Origin of the sequence: Streptomyces sp. NPDC017936 (assembly GCF_044328485.1) — a bacterium.
Lineage (GTDB): Bacteria > Actinomycetota > Actinomycetes > Streptomycetales > Streptomycetaceae > Streptomyces.
Genome location: NZ_JBIRHK010000019.1, coordinates 1 through 18,773 on the forward strand (window position 1 = coordinate 1; position 18,773 = coordinate 18,773).

Annotated in this window: 15 protein-coding genes and 5 pseudogenes; 7 read left to right on the top strand and 13 right to left on the bottom strand. The window is 70.0% G+C overall.

The features are described 5' to 3' along the window. Together ACH4F6_RS32225 and ACH4F6_RS32230 are read right to left on the bottom strand one after the other, a co-directional pair. Positions 1 to 239, bottom strand: a pseudogene (locus tag ACH4F6_RS32225) (hypothetical protein); the annotation flags it as partial. A 119-nt stretch (positions 240 to 358) separates the two neighbouring features. Then, positions 359 to 1,007, bottom strand: a pseudogene (locus tag ACH4F6_RS32230) (helix-turn-helix domain-containing protein). Positions 1,008 to 1,148: 141 nt separating this feature from the next. On the opposite strand from ACH4F6_RS32230, the gene ACH4F6_RS32235 reads away from it, so the two are divergent. Then, positions 1,149 to 2,138 carry an alpha/beta fold hydrolase gene (locus ACH4F6_RS32235; RefSeq protein WP_397963918.1) on the top strand — a complete coding sequence of 330 codons (990 nt, stop codon included), beginning with the start codon at positions 1,149 to 1,151 and terminating at the stop codon, positions 2,136 to 2,138. A gap of 137 nt (positions 2,139 to 2,275) precedes the next feature. Here the strand turns inward: ACH4F6_RS32235 and ACH4F6_RS32240 are convergent, their stop codons facing one another. The 3 genes and pseudogenes from ACH4F6_RS32240 to ACH4F6_RS32250 all read right to left on the bottom strand — a co-directional run. Continuing rightward, entirely contained in the window at positions 2,276 to 2,620 is a 345-nt protein-coding gene (locus ACH4F6_RS32240; protein WP_397963919.1) for a hypothetical protein, read from the bottom strand. 80 nt (positions 2,621 to 2,700) lie between these two features. After that, the gene (locus ACH4F6_RS32245; protein WP_397963920.1) at positions 2,701 to 2,979 is read right to left on the bottom strand and encodes a hypothetical protein; all 279 of its coding nucleotides are present in this window, start codon (positions 2,977 to 2,979) and stop codon (positions 2,701 to 2,703) included. Beyond that, positions 2,976 to 3,299 (bottom strand): annotated as a pseudogene (locus ACH4F6_RS32250) (hypothetical protein); the annotation flags it as partial. The pseudogene ACH4F6_RS32250 and the gene ACH4F6_RS32245, both read right to left, overlap by 4 nt. A gap of 239 nt (positions 3,300 to 3,538) precedes the next feature. Here ACH4F6_RS32250 and ACH4F6_RS32255 point away from each other — a divergent pair. Both ACH4F6_RS32255 and ACH4F6_RS32260 read left to right on the top strand, forming a co-directional pair. Continuing rightward, on the top strand, positions 3,539 to 3,994 hold the full coding sequence (locus tag ACH4F6_RS32255; protein ID WP_397963921.1) for a hypothetical protein: 456 nt from the start codon (positions 3,539 to 3,541) through the stop codon (positions 3,992 to 3,994). Between the two features lie 81 nt (positions 3,995 to 4,075). Continuing rightward, positions 4,076 to 4,877: pseudogene (locus ACH4F6_RS32260) on the top strand (IS5 family transposase); the annotation flags it as partial. Positions 4,878 to 4,903: 26 nt separating this feature from the next. Here ACH4F6_RS32260 and ACH4F6_RS32265 read toward each other — a convergent pair. From ACH4F6_RS32265 to ACH4F6_RS32295, 7 genes and pseudogenes are all read right to left on the bottom strand, one after another. After that, positions 4,904 to 6,163, bottom strand: coding sequence for an MFS transporter (locus ACH4F6_RS32265; protein ID WP_397963922.1), 1,260 nt, complete (start codon positions 6,161 to 6,163; stop codon positions 4,904 to 4,906). Between the two features lie 50 nt (positions 6,164 to 6,213). Then, on the bottom strand, positions 6,214 to 6,972 hold the full coding sequence (locus ACH4F6_RS32270) for a GntR family transcriptional regulator (protein WP_397963923.1): 759 nt from the start codon (positions 6,970 to 6,972) through the stop codon (positions 6,214 to 6,216). Between the two features lie 308 nt (positions 6,973 to 7,280). Continuing rightward, positions 7,281 to 7,529: a DUF6191 domain-containing protein gene (locus tag ACH4F6_RS32275; RefSeq protein WP_397963924.1), complete on the bottom strand. Its 249-nt coding sequence runs from the start codon at positions 7,527 to 7,529 to the stop codon at positions 7,281 to 7,283. 400 nt (positions 7,530 to 7,929) lie between these two features. Beyond that, positions 7,930 to 8,238 (bottom strand): hypothetical protein, encoded by a 309-nt coding sequence (locus ACH4F6_RS32280; RefSeq protein ID WP_397963925.1) that lies wholly within the window; start codon positions 8,236 to 8,238, stop codon positions 7,930 to 7,932. A 567-nt stretch (positions 8,239 to 8,805) separates the two neighbouring features. Further along, on the bottom strand, positions 8,806 to 11,157 hold the full coding sequence (locus tag ACH4F6_RS32285) for a hypothetical protein (protein ID WP_397963926.1): 2,352 nt from the start codon (positions 11,155 to 11,157) through the stop codon (positions 8,806 to 8,808). A 216-nt stretch (positions 11,158 to 11,373) separates the two neighbouring features. Next, entirely contained in the window at positions 11,374 to 12,711 is a 1,338-nt protein-coding gene (locus tag ACH4F6_RS32290) for a hypothetical protein (RefSeq protein WP_397963927.1), read from the bottom strand. A gap of 82 nt (positions 12,712 to 12,793) precedes the next feature. Further along, positions 12,794 to 13,291: pseudogene (locus ACH4F6_RS32295) on the bottom strand (extracellular solute-binding protein); the annotation flags it as partial. Between the two features lie 144 nt (positions 13,292 to 13,435). Between ACH4F6_RS32295 and ACH4F6_RS32300 the strand changes: the two are divergent. Both ACH4F6_RS32300 and ACH4F6_RS32305 read left to right on the top strand, forming a co-directional pair. Beyond that, positions 13,436 to 14,443, top strand: a complete 1,008-nt coding sequence (locus ACH4F6_RS32300) for an NADP-dependent oxidoreductase (RefSeq protein WP_397963928.1) — start codon at positions 13,436 to 13,438, stop codon at positions 14,441 to 14,443. Continuing rightward, the gene (locus ACH4F6_RS32305) at positions 14,440 to 15,243 is read left to right on the top strand and encodes an SDR family NAD(P)-dependent oxidoreductase (protein ID WP_397963929.1); all 804 of its coding nucleotides are present in this window, start codon (positions 14,440 to 14,442) and stop codon (positions 15,241 to 15,243) included. Before ACH4F6_RS32300 ends, ACH4F6_RS32305 begins: the two co-directional genes overlap by 4 nt. Positions 15,244 to 15,427: 184 nt before the next feature. Here ACH4F6_RS32305 and ACH4F6_RS32310 read toward each other — a convergent pair whose 3' ends face one another. Beyond that, positions 15,428 to 15,865, bottom strand: a complete 438-nt coding sequence (locus ACH4F6_RS32310) for a MarR family winged helix-turn-helix transcriptional regulator (protein WP_397963930.1) — start codon at positions 15,863 to 15,865, stop codon at positions 15,428 to 15,430. Positions 15,866 to 15,996: 131 nt separating this feature from the next. Between ACH4F6_RS32310 and ACH4F6_RS32315 the strand changes: the two genes are divergently transcribed. Both ACH4F6_RS32315 and ACH4F6_RS32320 read left to right on the top strand, forming a co-directional pair. Then, positions 15,997 to 17,505, top strand: coding sequence for an MFS transporter (locus ACH4F6_RS32315; protein WP_397963931.1), 1,509 nt, complete (start codon positions 15,997 to 15,999; stop codon positions 17,503 to 17,505). Positions 17,506 to 17,712: 207 nt separating this feature from the next. After that, the gene (locus ACH4F6_RS32320) at positions 17,713 to 18,522 is read left to right on the top strand and encodes a maleylpyruvate isomerase family mycothiol-dependent enzyme (protein ID WP_397963932.1); all 810 of its coding nucleotides are present in this window, start codon (positions 17,713 to 17,715) and stop codon (positions 18,520 to 18,522) included. The last annotated feature ends 251 nt before the right edge of the window (positions 18,523 to 18,773 follow it).

Genomic DNA, 18,773 nt, shown 5'->3' on the forward strand with positions numbered 1-18,773 from the left:
GCGGATGTCGCCGTCCGTGCAGGTGCGGCTCTCCTCTTCGTCGAGCCGCGCCCGGTAGGGGAAGGACGCCCGGTCGGTGCCGCTGAGGCTGGGGGGCGGACAACGAGGAGCAGCAGCGCCGCCGCCGCACCGAAGGCGAGGACGGCCATGGAGCCGAACGCCCGGGCCATGGGCGGCAGGTCCTGGTCGGCGACGGACGCGAGCTCGGCGAGCGCGGCGCCGGTGAAGGCGAGGAGCAAGGACGCCTTGCCGTCGGTGCGGGCGCAAGCGCGAGGGTTCCAGGAATCTGGGCGGCCCTTGGCCGCGAACCTGCGCGCACGTCGCGGTTTCGCTGTCTTGTCGGAACGGGTTCCGGGTCCTACGGCTGCGCTTCGCGGCCGGCCTGGGCGCGATCCGGCTGGCGGTTCCCGCGGCCAACGGCCGGAGAGGTGCGCGGCCGTAGGCGCTCGCCCTGGGGCCCGAACATGATCAGGTACTCAACAGGCCCGCCGGAGCCGGCGCTCGCCACCCCATGCGGGGTGCGGGTGTCGAACTCGGCGACGTCCCCGGCAGTCAGGACGAGGTCTTGGTCGCCGAGCGCGAGCCACAGCCGCCCGTACAGGACGCACAGCCACGTGGCCCTCGTGGGAGACCTGCCGCGGCCGCGCGGGCGGACCCTCGACAGCGGGCAGGACGTGCTTGTGGGCGTGCAGGCCGCCGACGTACCGGGTCAACGGCAGTACCGCCTTGTCATCCCCGAAGCTCAGCGGCGCCGTAGCGCGCGGCTCGGCCGCGGGGGCGGGCGCGGTGCCGGCCAGTTCGTCCAGGGAGACGCCGTACTCCTTCGACAGCTGCAGCAGCACCTCCAGGGTGGGCTTGCGCCGGCCGGTCTCGATCCGGGACAGCGTGCTGGTCGAGATGCCGGTCGCGCAGCTGACACCGGCGAGCGTCGCGCTGTGGTGCTCGCGCGCGGCCCGCAACCGGGGCCCCATCGCGGCCAGTGTGCCGTCCACGTCGTCGACTGCCACCTTTCCCGCTCCTTCTTGCCGTGCCGCTCCACCGTTCTGTCCTGCGAGTTTGCCAGAAGGGCAAGGCTGATCGCGTCGGGCGGGTGCCGCGCCGCATGATCGACGGGTAGCCGCGTCCGCCCGCGAATCGAGGAGAAGCCCATGCAGCCCGAGCCGACCGCCGAGCTCCGCCACCGCACCGTCGAGGCCCCGGCCGGGCGCCTGCACCTGGTCGAGCAGGGCACCGGCCCGCTGGTCCTGCTCGTCCACGGCTTCCCCGAGTCCTGGTACTCCTGGCGCCGCCAGCTCCCGGCCCTCGCCGCGGCCGGCTACCGGACGGTGGCGATCGACGTGCGCGGCTACGGCCGTTCCTCCAAGCCGGAGGCGACCGACGCCTACCGGATGCTCGACCTGGTGGAGGACAACGTCGCCGTCGTGCGTGCCCTCGGCGAGGAGAGCGCGGTGGTGGTCGGCCATGACTGGGGCGCCAACATTGCCTCCGCCTCGGCCCTGCTCCGCCCCGAGGTCTTCCGTGCCGTCGGCCTGCTGAGCGTCCCCTACGCGCCGCCCGGCGGCCCGCGCCCGACCGACATCTTCGGCCGGATCGGCGGCCCCGAACAGGAGTTCTACGTCTCCTACTTCCAGGAGCCCGGCCGCGCCGAGGCGGAGATCGAGCCCGACGTGCGGGGCTGGCTCGCGGGCTTCTACGCGGCCCTGTCCGCCGACACGATGCCCGCCCAGGGCGAGCCCGACCCCCACTTCGTCGCCCGTGCCGGCGGCCGGCTGCGCGACCGCTTCCCCACGGGGGTCCTCCCGGCCTGGCTGAGCAAGGACGACCTCGACGTCTACGCCGGGGAGTTCGAGCGCACCGGCCTGACCGGCGCCCTCAACCGCTACCGCAACATGGACCGCGACTGGGAAGAACTCGCCCCGCACCGCGGAGCCCCGATCGAGCAGCCGTCCCTGTTCATCGGCGGCGCCCTGGACGCCTCCACCACCTGGATGTCCGACGCCATCGACGCCTACCCCACCACCCTCCCCGGTCTGTCGGCCTCCCACCTCTTGGACGCCTGCGGCCACTGGATCCAGCAGGAGCGCCCCGACGAGGTCAACCGCCTGCTGACCGACTGGCTCGCCACCCTCCAGGGCTGAACCAGGCAGGCCACCTGGGCAGCTTGGCGGTTCGGCCGGGGCGCTGGTCTGCTCGTGGGCGAACCACTGCGGGTGGGCCTGGCAGGCCAGGGGCGCGTCGGCGCGGGGGAAGGCGATGCGGGCGTCGGTCTCGGTGCTCATCGGGTCACCGCCGTGCGGCGGGCGCCGGTGAGCAGGCGGGCGCGCAGAGCGGGCGGGGTCTTCTTGCGCTGCTGGGCCCGGGCGCGGGAGTCGGCACGGGCCCGGGCCGTCTCGCACGGCCCGCAGGGGTCTTCGCCGCGGGCTGCGTGGCAGGCGTGGCCCTCGCTGGTGCCGTGCGGAGCACTGATGCCGTGCACGGCGGCCAGCCGGTACAGGTCGCCGGGGGCGACGCCGGTGCCGGCCTGGACGGCCCGCTGGGTGTAGCCGTCACGCAGCAGGGTCAGGGTGACGGCTTGACCGACGGTGAGCGTCGGCCGGTCGGTGAAAGGAGAGGTCGCCATGAAGGGTCCTTCCATACATACGGGGGCGGGCACCGGGCGTGGCCGGCGCCGCGAAGAGATGTGGGGGAGGAGAGGGGGCGTCAGGCGTGGTCATCGTTGTGCCGACGCTTGGGCTGGGCGTCGGAGGCGAACCGGCCCAGGCTGGCTTCGGCGGGGTTCGCGGCGATCCAGGCCTCGGCACACGCCTTGTGCACGGGCTCTTCGTAGGGGGACCGCATCGGCGTGGGCCGCTCGCACAGCACGCACGGCAGGTCCTGCCACCGGTCGCAGTGCCGACCGTCGCGCCAGTGCAGCAGGCCACCGGGAGCCGGGATGAGCCCCGGCTCGAACAGCGGCTTCCTGCCCCGCGTGCGGGTCACGGCCGGAAGCCGGGCAGCTGCTGAAACACGCGGGCCACCAGGTCCGGCGTGGGCTTCCACGGACCGAGCTGCCCGTCGGCGGGCACCGGAAGCGGCAACTCGCGGACGTCGGCGAGCACCAGGTGCCAGGCCCCGGGCTGCGCCCACTTTGAGCACGGCGGGGAGCCGTCGGGGCCCTGGTGGCAGTCGGTGAGACGGGCGACGCCGATCACCGCACCGGTGACCAGGTCGCGGCCGCGGATCGTGCGGGCGACCAGCGGGACGCGCAGCGCGGGCCGGTCGGTGGCCTTGCCCGCGTGCAGCAGCACCCAGCCCCGCCTGTCCAGGGGTGGGCAAGTAAACCTCCAGGTAGATCGCTATGCGCTGTGTCTGTCACGTTGGGCACGTTCTTTCCGCGCCTGGTCGCATCTCTGTCGTCTGCGCCCTCCACCAGCCAGCAACAGGGCGTTTCTGATGGCTCTCGGACGAGCGGTTGCCGGTAGCCATCTGCGGTGGTCGGGGTCGGGGCCGGTCCGAAAACCTGCTCGTGCCCGTCTTCTCCGTCGGGCACGATCAAGTCATGGAGAAAGTGCACCTGCCGACCACCGAGGCCGCTGTCGTCGCGATACGCGAGATCGCAGAGGAATTCGCAGTGTCAATGTCGGTCACCGACGACATCGGCGCGGACCAGACGTCGCGCCGTACGTCGGCCGAACTCTTCACGGTGCTCGACTCCGACGGTTCGCTGCCGCACGAGGCGTTCGTGGAGCTGGGGGGATCGCCGTCGGTGAGTGTCCAGTTCTTCCCCGAGGACGACGCGAAGATCACCGTCGACGGTGTGGAGTTCCATGACGTCCCCCGCGACTCCGTTCCTGCGTTTCTCAGGTCCGTCTACGGCGGACTTGCCTCTACGAAGGGCCGGTTGTTTCCCCCCGGCCAGTGGCTCATCGTGCCGCTGCCCGGCGATGAGACCTACAAGGAGCTGATCCCGGACTTCAACCTGACGCCCTGGCTGGCCCGCAGCGCGCGCGGCTGACGGTGTAACAGCGGCTAACACAATGAGGTGGATCGGTGCTGCTGGCCGTGCCCATGGCGGGAGTCGAGCGTTCAGTCGGGCATGGGGGCGTCGCCGTGGATCGTGCCGGATGAACTGTGGGACCGCTTGGAGCCGCTGCTGCTGCAGCGGCCGAGGAGGTTCAGGTACCCGGGGCGGAAACCGTTGCCGGACCGGGAAGTGCCGTGCGGGATCTTGTACGTCATGCACACCGGGATCCAGTGGGAACGCCTCCCTCGGGAGCCGGGGTTCGGGTCGGGGATGACGTGCTGGCGGCGGCTGCGGGACGGGAACGAGGCCGGCGTGTGGCAGCGGCTCCACGAAGTTCTCCTGGCAGAACTGAATGCGGCGGCACACCTGGACCGGTCGAGGTGCGTGGTCGACTCCTCGCACGTCAGGGCGTTGAAAGGGGGCTCCATACGGGCCCGTCGCCGGTCGACCGGGGCCGGCCGGGATCGAAGCACCACGTCATCACCGACGGACACGGCACCCCGCTCGCCGTCCTGCTGACCGGCGGCAACCGCAACGACGTCACCCAGTTGATGCCCCTGCTCGACGCAGTCCCGCCCGTGCGCGGCAGGGTCGGACATCCACGCCGCAGGTTCGACTCGGTGTTCGCCGACCGCGGCTACGACCACGACGTCTACCGGGACCAGGTCCGGGCCCGCGGCGTCATCCCCGCCATCGCCCGACGCGGAACCCTCCACGGCACCGGACTGGGCACCTACCGGTGGGTGGTCGAGCGCACCATCGCCTGCTCCACGGCTACCGGCGGCTCCGCATCCGCTGGGAGAGACGAGCCGACATCCACGAAGCCTTCCTCGAACTCGCCTGCTGCCTGATCACCCACCGACAACCCAGGTCATTGTGTCAGCCGCTGTCAGCGTCACCTCAACATGCGAACTCAGGGGCCTTCTCCGTGGGCAACGTGCGCATTGTTCGAAGCGGCGACAGGAAGTTGGGAAGGAAACTCAGCGTCATACCCACTGCACCGATCCACAAAGTGCCTGCCGCTCCGAACACAGAGCCCGAGGCTCCACCCAGAAGCCCACCAAGAGGAATGCCACCCCAGGAAACAAACCGAGCCGTTGCGCTCATCCGACCCAGAAGCCGATCCGGCGTCAGGGCCTGCTGGAAGCTCGACTGAGCCACCACGCGGACGACTCCGCCCAGCGACAGAGCCGCGAGTCCGATCGCAGCCACATACACGCTCCAACCCGCTCGCGCCAACGGCATGAGCGCGGTCAACGGACAGCTGACCAGCGACGCCAGCCAGATGACCGGGCCGTGCCCCACCCGCTTGGAGACCCTGGTTGCCAACAGCGCACCCAGCAAGGCACCGCAACCCATCCCCGAGAAAATGAGGCCGAGCCCAAAGGACTGGAGACCGATCTCCCGCTCCAAAAAGACCAGCAACATGGTCTGATACATGACCAGGAAGAGGTTGAATACCGCATCCCCCAGCATGATCGCACGGAGGGCAGGGTACTTGACCACGAACTTCAGCCCCTCCTTGATCTCGCGAGCCAATTGAGGACGCTCGCTCGGCTCGGGCTTCTCTTCGCGTTTCCGGATGGTAATCGCGAGCAGCCCCGACATGGCCATCCCGGCCGAACTCACCAAAAGCGTTGCCGGAGCTCCAACCAGGCCGACCAGTGGCCCCGCCACCGTCGGCCCGCTGATACTGGTCACCGAGCGTACGGCCGACAGTTTTGAGTTTCCTTCCACGAGATTTCCACGTCCCACCAGGTGCGGGAGATAGCTGACGTACGCAACATCGAAGAAGACGGTCAAGACTCCATGAACCAAGGCGACTGCACAGAGCCACCAGATGGTGAGAACACCCGCCCACCAAGCCACCGGAACCGTCGAGAGCAACAGCGCGCGAGCGAGATCAGTGCTGATCAGCACCGATCGCTTCCGCATGCGGTCCACCCACGCGCCCGCCGGCAACCCGACCAGGAGCGATCCTGCCGAAGTCATCGCGGTCAGTAAGCCCACCTGGAACTCGTCGGCACATAATTCCGCTATGGCAACCAGAGGCAGGGCCAGAAAGATGATGCGGTCGCCTGACTGACCGAGCGCGGTGGCGGCAAACAATCGCCCGAAGTCTCGATTGCGCATGAGGCCGAGCCGGGAGGATTTCGCCATGGAATACCCTGCTGTCGAATTTTCGATATCCCTCTGAACGACTTCAATGACTACGGACGGTCGACTCCGAACTCGTAGACCACTTCCCGGCGCATGTCCGGGATGACCATGTCGGCCGTTTCCACCGGACGTCCGTCCGCGTCGAAGATGGTCCGCTCGATCTGCAGCACGAGGTCTCCCACGCTGATCCCCAGAAGGTTCGCCTGCGCCTGGGTGGCACGAGCCGGGCGCGGCACCTCGACCACGGTCGAGATGGCCACGCCGATGGAACGCATGCGCTCGACCACCCCCTTACCTGCCAGGGGACCCTTCTCGGGCAGCACGATCGGCGTTCCATCCGTGATAGCCATCGGCTCCCAGGATGCGGAAAGCTGGACAGGCTGCCCGTCGGCGAGGAACTCGTAATGCGTATGGACACAGGGATCCCCGGGACTGATGGCGAGCCGCTCGGCGATCGGCTCGGGGGCGGGGACGCGCACTTGGCTGTGTGAATCCCAGGCGTCGGCCCTGCCCCGCTCCCTCCTGTCCCGCCAGGGAGGAGAGCCCTCCCGGCGTTCCCGGTGCCGCGAGCGGATCAGCCGCAGGCGCTCTCGCGGCATGCGAACGTAGGTGCCAGAGCCGGCGCGTCCTTCGAGGAGACCGTCGATGATCAAACGGTCCATGGCCCTCTGCATGACGTTGCGTCCGACCCCGTACTCCACGGCGAGCCGTGCCCGGGACGGCAGGCGCTCCCCGATCTCCCACTCTCCTGCGAGAATCCGTGCGCGCAGCACGTCGGCTACTGCGAGGTACGGCGCCTCTCGGGGCATGGATGATCCTCCGGTTGTCCTGCTCCACGGCAGCTGGTCATTCCCAGGGGGTGTTGGCACGTTACCGCGCCATGAAAAAGCTGCTGGAGTAGAAATACACTCCGAACTCATGCGCCTACGGCGGTGGTCGGCAAGCAGACCACCCCGACCTGCTGATCGGCTGTCGGCCGCCAAGGCATGGACCCGGTGCTGGTGCCGGGGAAACAGTCCGGCAGGACGACCAGCTTCTGCCGGCTCAGCGGATGCACGGGGAGGAATCCGAGAACTACTGGCAGTCGTGCACGGACGGATGGTGAGGTAACGAACCGTTACGGCGCGTCGTACCTGCTCGTGGCGCTCTGCACGGGGCGGGTAACCGCCTTGCCGGCGTCGAGGTCAACAGAGCTGGGGGGAGCACCGGATTCGGCGTCGTCCCGGAGGACGAGTTGGCGTTCCCGCTCCTGTTGCACGTGTCGCTGTGACGGATGGAAGAGCCCGGCCCACGCCTCAGCGGTGGATGCTCCGCCACCGCCAGCCGACCCACGCGAAGAGGAACAGTCACAGGAAGATGACGGCACTGCCAGTCACAAGGAACAAGGGTTCTCGCCTTCAGGGCACCGATGGTTCGTGCTGACGGTCTGCTGACCGGCGGGGCACGGCCGCCAGTGCAGGCCGAGCCAATGACTTGGCGGTGAGAGAGGCAGATCCGCCGCCGGTGTCTCATGAGACACCTCGCAGTCCGGAGAAAGTTCGCCATGCCGTGCCAGCCGAGTTCGGGGGCGCGGCGCAGGTCCTCCCAGCGATCGGGCAGGAAGCCGCCGTCGCCCCAGGCGTCGGCCCACCACTCGCGCAGGGCCTCCAGTCGCGGCTCCTTCCTGCTGCTGCACCCGACCGAGTGGTCGCAGTACTCCCGGAGCGACCCGCGCCGGCTCACCGCACGCGCCGTGAGCCCGTGAGCCGTCGACGGCCGTGGCACCCTCAACGCCGAGACCTGGCTGTCGCACCAAGGCTCCACGAGCTCGGCGTCCGTCCGCCGTCCCCGACCCGCTCCAGGCGGAGATGGGTCCGCATGCCCGCGCCCGGCTTGAGCAGGTCCGCCTGGACGAGCTGCTTGGGGATCCGGGCGGTCGGGCGCCGGGTGCGGTCGGGCACCAGTTCGCCGAGCAGGTGGGCGTTGCTGCCGAGGACGTAGAGCCGGTTCTCGACCCGCAGTCCGTCGAGGCCGGAGGCGCCCTCCATGTGCCGGACCACATAGGTGTGCAGGTCGATGGCGTCGAAGGGCTTCATGGGGAGCCTGCCGCCGCCCGGCCCCTCGGCGGGCTTGCTGACGTCGACGGGCTGCCAGACGCCGCTTTCCTGATCGCGGTGCCGCTGCCGACGAGCGGGTTGGTGAGCGCGGCGGCGTCGGCGTACTGCAGGACGTTGGCGCGCTTGTACGCGTGTTCCTGGAGCCAGGCCTCCGCCTCCGGTTCGACCGGCGGGCGAGCTTCTCGGCGCTGTCCGGGTCGCGGTACACCTCCTGGTCCACCGCGCGGGCCCGGGCCTGCGCGCGGTGGACCAGCCACCAGCAGGCCGCGAGGATGCCGACGGGGCCGTACAGACCGACCTGCGCGACCGATCCGACGCCGCCGGTCAGTCCGCCCAGCCCGATCAGCAGGGACACCACCGACGCGAGTCCGAGCCGGCGCCGCCCGGCCACGCGCGCGTGCCGGGCGAGGGCCACGAAGTTCACGCCGAGGGTTGGCCCGATCGCGGTCAGCCGGTCCCCGGGGAGGTCGCGGTCGGCCTCGAAGGCGAAGTCGTCGTCGAGAGGGACCGACGCGCACAGCCGCCGGGTCACCCCGTCCTTGCGGCTCACTGAGGGTGCCGCAGGTCGCGCAGCACCGCGCGCAGCAGGTCGCGCAGCAGCCGCCACCGGCGCAGCTTGGGATATCGGATCTCGACGGGTGGAGGCGGTGGCCGGTCACCGGGGCCGAGGAACGCTCCCGGACGGTGGTCGACGACCTCCATGTAGTGGTTCAGCCACTCGTGGGCACGGGTCATGACCTCGCCGCTGACGGAATCGACCGCGCTGCGGGACCAGATGGGGACATCCGTGATCCGGTCGTAGATGGTGTAGAGCCCCAGTAGGACGCTGGGCACGTCGCCGACCCGGGCGTGCAGGCTTTCGGCGACTCGGGCGGCTTCGCCGAGCGTGTCGATCGCGGTGTCAGGCTCGCTGTCGACGAGGAGCATCGCGTGGTGATACAGGGCTCGCCACAACGCGCCGAGCGCCAGGGGGGTGTCGCCCAGCGAGGCGGCCAGGCGGCGGGCGCTGACCACCGCCTCGGCATGGACCTCGATGTCGCGGCAGGAATGGACGGCCGGAAACGCGTTCAGTGTCGTCCACAGGCCGCGCAACGCGGCCAGGTCGCTGGCGCCGGGCGGGATGCTGTGCAGGGGACAGCGCCGCTCCACCGGTGCTGTGGGGTCCGCCTCCCCATCGGTGGACGACTCGGCGTCGGCGTACCGCACGATACCGGCGGCAGCCATACCGGCCTTCATCTGCCGCATCACCAGGTCGGGAAAGGTGAACCCCTCGAGCAGCTCGTCGTCCGTCGGCCTGATCCACAGGGCCTCGTCGTAGAGCCGGGAGGCTTCCTCGTGCCGGTTCCGCGCCAGCGCGGCGTCACCCAAGAGCGTCAGGCGTTGGTGCAGCGCGGCTCGGTGGCGGGGACCCGACCGCTCGACCAGCCGACGGGAGAGCCGCACCGACTCCGCGAGGGCTTCGTAGGTGTCGTCGATGCGTCCCCGGATGGCGTGCACGCGCGCCATGGCGGACAGCGCATCGGCCAGCCCGACCATCGTGGGCAGCGTCTCTTCGTGAGCGTCATAGGCATGGCGGGAGAGTTCGAGGGCGTAGGCCAGCTTGTCGGCCCCCTCCTCGACCAGGTCCTGGTTCAGCTGCGCCGTGCCGAACTCCAGGCACAGGGCGGCGAGTTTGTGCGGTGGCACCTTCACCCGCCGTCCGAACAGGGCGTACTTCACCTCGAATGCCTCTCCGTAGGCGCGCAGGGCAGCGTCCGGCCGCTGCCGCGCCTCTTCGACCCGCGCCAGCGTCCACAGGTGGGAGCCCAGCAGGTTCCTGCCCTCGTCGTCGTCCCCGCTGCGCACGACGAGCTCCCGGGCGAGGCGGACGGACTCGGTGGCGAACTCATGCGCGCGGTCCGGTTCGCGGGCCTGGTACACCAGCGCATGCGCCAGCTCGGCCGCGGTCTTCGCCACGTCCTCCAGGTGGTCGAGGCTCGACCCGTGCTCCCGGTACAGGGTGCGAGCCACGGTCAGGGCTTCCTCCAGATGGAGGACGCTCTGCTCGGCATCACATCGTGCCGCGTTCATCAGGTCGGACCACAGTCGGCCGAGGGCCTCGTGGGCTTCCTCCGGGCTCTTCCCGGCTGCGGCCAACTGAGCTCTGCTCAGCTCCAGACAGAGTCGGGAGGCGGGCACGGCGGACGGCGAGCCGCCGGCAGCGACGAGGTACAGGAGATCGGCGGTCATCTCCGGCCCAAGGGGACGACCGCAGCCCAGCGCCCTCGTCGCGAGGTCCTGCGCGGCGACCAGATCGCCCTGTCGGCTGCGCAGTTGCGCAAGCCAGGCGTAGCACCACGCGCGATCGGTCGCGTCCCGCGCTCGCTCCATGCCGGTGACAACGGTCTCGGCCAGTCCCGTGCCAGGACCTTCCGGCTGGTCCGCCACCGCCTGTGTCACCTGATCCACCAACTCGGCGGACGGCTCGACGGCATCTGCGAGAGCGAGTTCGAGGGTCAGGACGCTCTGCCAGTCCCGCAGCGCCTCGTCGCCCGAGGGCTGCACGGAATTCTCGCCGACGCCACCAGCACCTCCGTCGCCGGAGGCACTGAGCAACGGAGCGGAGCCTTCGGCAGAAGCCACGACCGCCCGCAGGGTCCACAGACCAGGGGCGAGATCACGGACCAGAGACAGCAGCCAGGGCGGCCCGCCGATCAGAACGCCGCAGGGCAGCGCCTCACCCAGCAGGTCACGCGTCTCCTCCAGCCTGACCAACGCCTGCGACCAGGCGTTGCGATGTCCGGGCGTGTCCCGTCCGCCGGGGTCGGTCAGCCAGACGGCCGCCAGTGGCGTCTCCGTGAGCCCGACCAGGCCCAGCAGCCATTCCGGAGCACCCCTGACTTCGTCGTCGCCGGCCAACTCCCGGTGCATGGTATGAACGGCCAGCCCGCGCGTGTGTTCGCCGGAGCGTCGCAGCAACTCCGATAAGGTCGTACGGTCGTCGGAGAAGACCCAGCCCGTCCAGAGGCCGGAACGCAGGTCCAGCTGCCCACGGATCTGCTCCCACGCTTGCTCCGCCCACGCCGACAGCACCGTCGATCCCCCCTGTCCCTCACGCTGTTCCCGTGGCGGTCCTCACTCCAGGCCGAGTGTGCGACAGGCCAGCGGGTGCACTTCGTACCAGTTCTCATGGTTGAGATGAGCGAGCACCATGTGGGTGTTCATCAGCCGGGCCAGCCGGTGCACCTCGCTCTCCCGCGGTTCCACGAGACCCCGTCTGCCGTGGATCAACCGCATGAACTGCGCATCCTCATTGGTGATGTTGGAGAACCCGCGGCCCACTCGGATGATCGCCTCCTCGGCGATGTCCGTCCCCACCGGAAAGGTGAGCCGCTGCGCGTGAGCGAGCGTGATCAACTCCTGGAGGATCTTGAACAGGTCGCGAAGGTGCCCTCCGGATGCGGAGATGATCCGGTCCAGGGCGGCTTCCTCCTCGAGGAGGCTCTCCCACGGGATGCGGCGGGAGACCGCACTGACCAGATTGGCGCGGATCCGCTGGGCCTTTGCGTCCCGTTCACCGAGACGGCTGCGCACCGGCGGCACGGGAACCGCACGGACCGTGCCGTCGTACGGCAGCATGCCCGGGTCGGTGAACAGCAGAAACGGGGGCACGGTGTACACCATGTGGTGTGTGGCGAACCGCAGTTTGCTGCTGTGGTGGACGAACAGCGCCTGCACGGAGGCCTGCACCGAGTTGTCGTTGGCGATCGTGCCGCGCAGCTTCTCCAGACTGTCCACGATGACCACGACACCGGCGGACTCCGGTCGCCGCGCCCGGTCGGCTGCCACCAGCCCGCCTATGTAGTCGGCGACCTCCTCGTACAACGCCCCCACCTGGAACGAGAGTTTCTCCCGCAGCTCCTCGACGAAGGGCTTGCTGCTCTTCAGCTCCCGTTGGAGGTCCACCTCCAACGACACCCCGGCGACGGCCGCCCGCGCCCGGTCCGCGGAAATCTCCCCCCGGAACGGGCCGAGGTCCAACGAGACCCCGACCCGTTGCAGGAATCCCCACAGCCGCCGTACGAAGCTCTCCTGTTCCCCGGCCCCGGGATCACCCAGCTGTCGGCCGCACGCCAGGCCCAGGGCGATGATGAACTCGGTGACATCGATCTCCGAGGACTGATTGACATAGTCGGAGATTTGCACGAGTACCACCGTGTGGCCCTCGTCGCGCAACATGCCTTGCAGCCGGTACAGCTCGGTCGTCTTGCCCGACCCCTCCGGCCCGGACAACAGCTGGGTCGTCGCGTCGACCGCAAGGCTGATCCGGGAGAAGACCGAGTCGACGGCGTCGCGCCCCGAGTCCTCCAGGGCGACGTACCGCGCCTCGCCCCCTTCCCGGTATGGGTCAATGGGCTCTGTGGTCAGCTGCGACAGCCAGGAACGCAACTCCGCCCGAGTGATGTCCACCACCGAGTGAGACTACCCACTCCTGCCTCCCGAAAGTCCCCGAACCCGACACGGCGGAACCCACAGGAGTGCTGCGCAACCCTCCTCACCGCTGATAGCGCGCCAGCACCGGGTTCCCGTCCTCCTCCAGCCGTTCGCGCAGCTCCTCGAGGTCGATGGCGCCGCTGCAGTACTTCTGGAAGGCGGGAGTGGCGACCTTGTCCTTCCACGCCGGACAGCCCCGCACCGACGGGGCGGGCGCCGGCTGGAGATGTGTGGCGAGGGCGGTGCCGATGTTCCAGTCGTCCTCGGGCGTGCGCAGGGCGCGGTCCTTCAGCGCCTCGGCGCCGGTGGGCGGCATCCAGTCGCCGAGCGCCAGGCGCACCATGTTGTCGGGGCGGGGCAGGAAGCCGACGAACTCGGCGGCCTCCCGCTGGTGCGGGCTGTCCTCGGCGATGGACAGCGGCTGCGGGCTGACGCCCTGGGTGAGCCCCTCGGCTCCCGCGGGGGCGGGCGGCACCTGCCAGTCGAAGCCCTTCGGCGTCTGCTGCACGGTCTGTCGGCGGTAGGAGAAGCCGAGCGGGACCATCGCGTACTTGCCGCCGCGCCGCTGGGCAGGTGGTCGATGTCCAGGCGGGTCATGTCACGTTTCGGGGGCGGTACGGCTCGGCTTGTGGTGAACGTCACGCACCCTGGCATACCTACCGGTCGGTACCCTGCGGCGAAGCCGTGAACTACAGGAGGCGCGATGTCTGCGACCAACCGCCAGATCCGTCTGGCAGCCCGCCCCGTGGGCGAGGTCAAACCCGATGACTGGCAGCACTGTTCAGAGCCCGTCGACGAGCCGGGCCCGGGCCGGTTCGTAGGCCGGACGCGCGTCATCTCCCTGGACCCGGCGATGCGGGGCTGGCTGGACGACCGGCCCTCCTACCTGCCGCCGGTGGGCATCGGCGAGGTGATGCGCGCCGGATCGGTCATCGAGGTCACCGCGTCCGACCACCCCGACTTCCAGCCGGGTGACCACGTGGTCGGCACCTTCGGCGTCCAGGAGTACGCCGTCTCCGACGGCAAGGGCGCCCTGAAGATCGACACCTCCCTCGCCCCGCCCTCGACGTATCTCGGAGCGCTGGGCATGCCCGGCATGACCGCCTACTTCGGTCTGCTGGACGTCGGAGCGCTGAAGGACGGTGAGACCGTCGTGGTGTCGGGGGCGGCCGGAGCGGTCGGCACCATCGCCGGTCAGATCGCCAAGGCCAAGGGCTGCCGGGTCGTGGGCATCGCCGGAGGGCCGGAGAAGTGCGCCATGCTCATCGACGAACTGGGATTCGACGCGGCGATCGACTACCGCGCCGAGGACGTCAGGAAGGCGTTGCGCCGGGAGGCCCCCGACGGCATCGACGTCTACTTCGACAATGTCGGAGGGGACATCCTCGACGCGGCCCTGACGCGGCTGGCGATGCACGCGCGCGTCGTGGTCTGCGGTGCGATCAGCCAGTACAACAACGCCACGCCGGTGAAGGGCCCGTCCAACTACCTCTCGCTGCTGGTGCGCCGCGCCCGCATGGAGGGCTTCGTCGTCTTCGACTACGCCAAGCGCTACGCGCAGGCCGCGCAGGACATCTCCGCCTGGATCGGCGCCGGCCGCATCAAGGTCAAGGAACACGTGGTGACCGGAAGCGTGGACGACTTCCCCGAGACGTTGGGGATGCTCTTCCGCGGGGAGAACGTCGGCAAGCTCGTCCTGGAGCTGGCGTGAGCGTCGTCGAGGACGACGTCGTCGCCCGGCCGGGGCAGACGGACGGCGCCCCGCTGCAGGGCAAGGTGGCCGTCGTCACCGGCGGTGCCGGCGGACTGGGCCGGGCCACGGCACTGACGCTGGCGAAGGCGGGGGCGCGCGTGGTCGTCGCGGACCTCGACGCGCGGGGCGGCCGCGAGGTGGCCGACATGGTCGGCGGTCATTTCCGCGCCTGTGACGTCTCCGACCCCGAGGCGAACCGCGCGCTCGTGGACTACACCCTGGAGCAGTGCGGCGGGGTGGACATCGCGTTGCTCAACGCCGGGGTGGCGACCGGATGCGGCCTCGGTGAGGACTTCGACCTGGCGCGCTACCGTCGCGCGATGGGAGCCAATCTCGACGGTGTGGTCTTCGGCACCCATGCGGTGCTGTCGGCGCTGCGGGCCCGGGGCGGCGGGGTGATCGTGGCGACCGCGTCCCTGGCGGGTCTGACGGCCGTACCGCTCGATCCCCTCTATGCGGCCAACAAGCACGCGGTCGTGGGGCTCGCGCGCTCCCTGGGGCCGGCTCTTGCCGCGGAGAACGTGCGCTTCAACGCCGTCTGCCCGGGCTTCGCGGAGTCGCGGATCATCGATCCGCTGCGCGGCATGCTCTCCGAACAGGAACTGCCGATCATCCCGGCTGAGGTCGTGGCGGACACGGTGCTGCGGATCGTCACGGGTGACGGCACGGGGGAGTGCTGGTTCATCCAGCCCGGCCGTGACCCGGAGCCTTTCCGGTTCCGTACCGTCCCCGGTCCGGGCCGGCCTGCAGGCACCTGAGAAGGAGCCTGCAGGCACCCGAGAAGGAGGGGATCCGATCCGTCCGGACGCGCCGGACGGATCGGGGCGCGGAGGTGCTGGGCGGCTCGCCGTCCTCGGCGAGCCGCCTGGGATCGGCCGGGCCGCCCGGCCGGCTCTTCGCGTCCGCTCCCGGCAGCCCGCGCCCCGCAGGACGACCGGAGGGTCAGGCGGTCGCGGGCCGCGCGACGAAGGCGCGCTCCAGCAGCGCGTACAGGGTGTCCTGCTCCTGCTCGCTGAGTCGGCTCAGCCCGGCGAGCGTGTGGTGCATCTTCCCGCGAATCACGTCGATGACCCGCTCGCCCTCGTCGGTGAGCAGGACGTTCTTGACCCGCCGATCGGAAGGGCTGGGCTCGCGGCGCACCAAGCCGCGCTTCTCCAGCCGGTCGATGATCCCGGTCATGTTGGAGGCGTCGCAGGTCAACGTGGTGGCCAGCACGCTCATGGAGGCGGGTCCCCGGCGCAGCACGTTGAGTGTCTTGCCCTGGCTGGCCGTGAGGTTCTCGCTCGCGGCGGCGACCGTGAAGTCGCCGTAGTAGGCAGCCAGTGACACCGAGAGCAGCTCCATGAGCCGGGCGGTGTCGACGCGGGAGGGTGCTGTCATGGGCCTCACCCTACGCCCCGAAACTTGACGATCTCAAATATCGGTGGTTACGGTCTGGGCCATTACTTGAAGTTCTCAAGCTTCGATGTTCTCAAGTAGTTCGTCGAGCCCTCACTCAGGGAAGAGATTCCGTGTCCCATACGCAGCACACGGCGCCCCGACGGCAGCCGGCAGACGCCGTGGTCGTCCTGGTGCTAGGCCTCGCCGCGATGGTCGTCTCGATGATGCAGACCCTGGTCGTCCCGATCCTGGGAATCATCCAGAGCGATCTGCGGGCCACTACGGCGAACGTCAGCTGGGTGACCACCGCCACGCTTCTGTCAGCCGCGGTCTTCACCCCGCTGCTCGGCCGATTCGGCGACCAGCACGGCAAGAAGTCCACCCTCGTAGGCGTACTGCTCGTGATGATCGCGGGATCGGTGCTCGCGGCCACCACCACCTCGCTGACGTGGCTGATCGTCGGCCGGGTGATGCAGGGTGCGGCAACCGCGATCTTTCCGCTGGCCCTCTCCGTCCTGCGCGAGGAGATCAGGCCGGACAAGCTGCACGGCGCCATGGCCCTGGTCAGTGGCACGCTCGCGTTCGGCAGCGGGCTCGCGCTGGTCGGCGCGGGGCTCCTCACCCGCGGCTCCGACCCCGACTACCACCGGGTCTTCTGGCTCGCCGTGGTCCTCGCGGTGGTGGCCCTGGCCGGTGTGCTGTTCGCGGTGCCCGCTTCCCGGAGCACGACGGGAGGACGGACCGACTGGCTGGGCGCGGTCACCCTGGCGATGCTGCTGGTACTGCTGCTCCTGCCTGTCTCGCAGGGGCACGAGTGGGGATGGGCGTCCGGCCGCACTCTCGGCTCCTTCGCCGGCGCGGTCGTCATGGCCGTCGTGTGGGTCATCACCGAGCGCCGGGTCAAGGAGCCCATGGTGGACATGAAGATGTTCGCCCACCGGCCTGTTCTCTTCACCAACGTGGCCGGGCTGCTGCTGGGCTTTGCGATGTTCGCCCAGTTCATCGGCGTCTCGTACCTCGTGCAGATGCCCGAGGACGTCACGGGCTACGGCTTCGGCGCGTCCGTGCTCGAAGCGTCCGTCGTGTATCTGCTTCCGACCACACTCGTCTCGCTCGTGGGCGCCCAGCTCGGCGGCGTACTGGTGCGCCGACTCGGCGCACGCTTCACCCTGGCCGCCGGGGCCTGCTTCGGAGTGCTCGGCTTCACGTGGCTGAGCGTCGCGCACGATGCGACCGCCTCGGTGATCGGCGCGGGCATGGTCATCGGTCTCGCGATCAGCTTCGGCTACGCCTCCATGCCCGCGCTCATCGTTGCCAGCGTCCCGGCCCACCAGTCAGGCATCGCCAACGGCATCAACTCCATCTCCCGATCGGTCGGCAGCGCCGTGGCCAGCGCGGTGATCACCTCGCTGCTGGCGTCGAAGACCATCCCGCTGCCGAACGGAGGGCCCGCACTGCCCCAGGAGAGCCGGTTCACGATGAGCTTCGTGATCGCCGGAGCGACCTTCGGCCTGGTCGTCGCCGTGGCCCTCGCCGGAATCACGTCGGCGCATGCGCCTCGTACGCCCGTGTCGAGGAAGGTCGCCGACTCCGGGGCGGCGGGGCCGGCAGAGGCGGAAGCCGGTGCCGAGCTCGTGTGACCGCGCTTCACGCGCCGCCGCCGACCGGGAACGGCACCTCGTACTCGTCAGGTGTCGAGTCGGTCGCGCGGCGGCTCCAGGAGGCCGGTCAGCGCGCCGTTGTCACCGCTCCTTCCTCGTGCCACGCGTCCGTGCGCATGGCCGGCAGCGCCCGACGGCCGCTCCCGGACCGGTCGAACCAGCGATCTCCCCGAAAGGCATGTCACGATGAAGACGTCTGACCACACCCAGCACGGGACCCACCGAGCGTCCGTGTTCACCTCCGTCGATCACCGCACGGCGGTCGCGGCGGAGACCGCCCGCTTCGTCGCAACGATCAAGGACACCGACCTGACCGCAGCGGTGCCCAGCTGCCCCGGCTGGACACTGGCCGACCTGGTCAAGCACACGGGCAGCGTCCAGCGCTGGTTCTCCGTCCTGCTGCGGACGCGCATCCAGGAACCCCCGCGCAAGCGTGAAGTGGACCTTCGGCTCCCGGACCAGGAGGACGGATACGCCGACTGGCTGGCCGAGAGCGCGACCGTGGCCGCGGACGCCTTCGCGGCCACCGATCCGGACCTGCCGATGTGGGCATGGGGCGCCGACCAGCACGCCCGGTTCTGGGCACGCCGGATGCTCTTCGAGACTCTGCTGCACCGGGCCGACGCGGAGCTCGCCCTCGGACGCCGGCCCGCGATCGACCGCCCGCTCGCGGTCGACGGGATCGACGAGTTCCTCGTCAATCTGCCCTTCGCCACCTTCTTCGCCCCGAAGGTGGCCGACCTGCGCGGCCCCGACAAGACCCTCCGCTTCCGTGTGACCGACGGCGACGAGGTCTGGGTCGTCCGCCTGCGGCCCGACGGCTTCGGGCTCGACACGGCCCACCCGCCCACGGCCGCCGCTGACGCGACCGTCCAGGGAACCGCGGCCGACCTGCTCCTGCTCGTTTACGGCCGACTGCCCTACGAGGCAGAGGCCCTTGCCCACGAGGGGGACGAACAACTGCTGACCCACTGGTTCGCCAACTCCGCGTTCTGAGGGAGAACTTCTCGCTCCGCTGGTGCCCGGACAGCGACGCCCACGCGCAGACCGGGCCCGGGACAGGTGCGCAAACGCCACCTTCCTGTTCGCACGTGACGCCGAGACCGCGGGCCGGTCACCCCGCCGCTGGGAGGCAGCAGGTCCGTGTGCGCGCCGTTCATCCGGCCGTGGCCGACCTGGACTCGGCCGGTGAACGGGCGCGACGGCGATCAGCCTGCCGGGAACGACGGCCGCGGAACCGCCGCTGC

Excerpts from the sequence above, each read along its gene's own strand:
- ACH4F6_RS32255 (WP_397963921.1), top strand. The coding sequence starts at position 3,539 with ATGGAGAAAGTGCACCTGCCGACCACCGAGGCCGCTGTCGTCGCGATA.
- ACH4F6_RS32240 (WP_397963919.1), bottom strand. The coding sequence starts at position 2,620 with ATGGCGACCTCTCCTTTCACCGACCGGCCGACGCTCACCGTCGGTCAA.
- ACH4F6_RS32320 (WP_397963932.1), top strand. The coding sequence starts at position 17,713 with ATGAAGACGTCTGACCACACCCAGCACGGGACCCACCGAGCGTCCGTG.
- ACH4F6_RS32280 (WP_397963925.1), bottom strand. The coding sequence starts at position 8,238 with ATGAAGCCCTTCGACGCCATCGACCTGCACACCTATGTGGTCCGGCAC.
- ACH4F6_RS32265 (WP_397963922.1), bottom strand. The coding sequence starts at position 6,163 with ATGGCGAAATCCTCCCGGCTCGGCCTCATGCGCAATCGAGACTTCGGG.
- ACH4F6_RS32235 (WP_397963918.1), top strand. The coding sequence starts at position 1,149 with ATGCAGCCCGAGCCGACCGCCGAGCTCCGCCACCGCACCGTCGAGGCC.
- ACH4F6_RS32310 (WP_397963930.1), bottom strand. The coding sequence starts at position 15,865 with ATGACAGCACCCTCCCGCGTCGACACCGCCCGGCTCATGGAGCTGCTC.
- ACH4F6_RS32300 (WP_397963928.1), top strand. The coding sequence starts at position 13,436 with ATGTCTGCGACCAACCGCCAGATCCGTCTGGCAGCCCGCCCCGTGGGC.
- ACH4F6_RS32270 (WP_397963923.1), bottom strand. The coding sequence starts at position 6,972 with ATGCCCCGAGAGGCGCCGTACCTCGCAGTAGCCGACGTGCTGCGCGCA.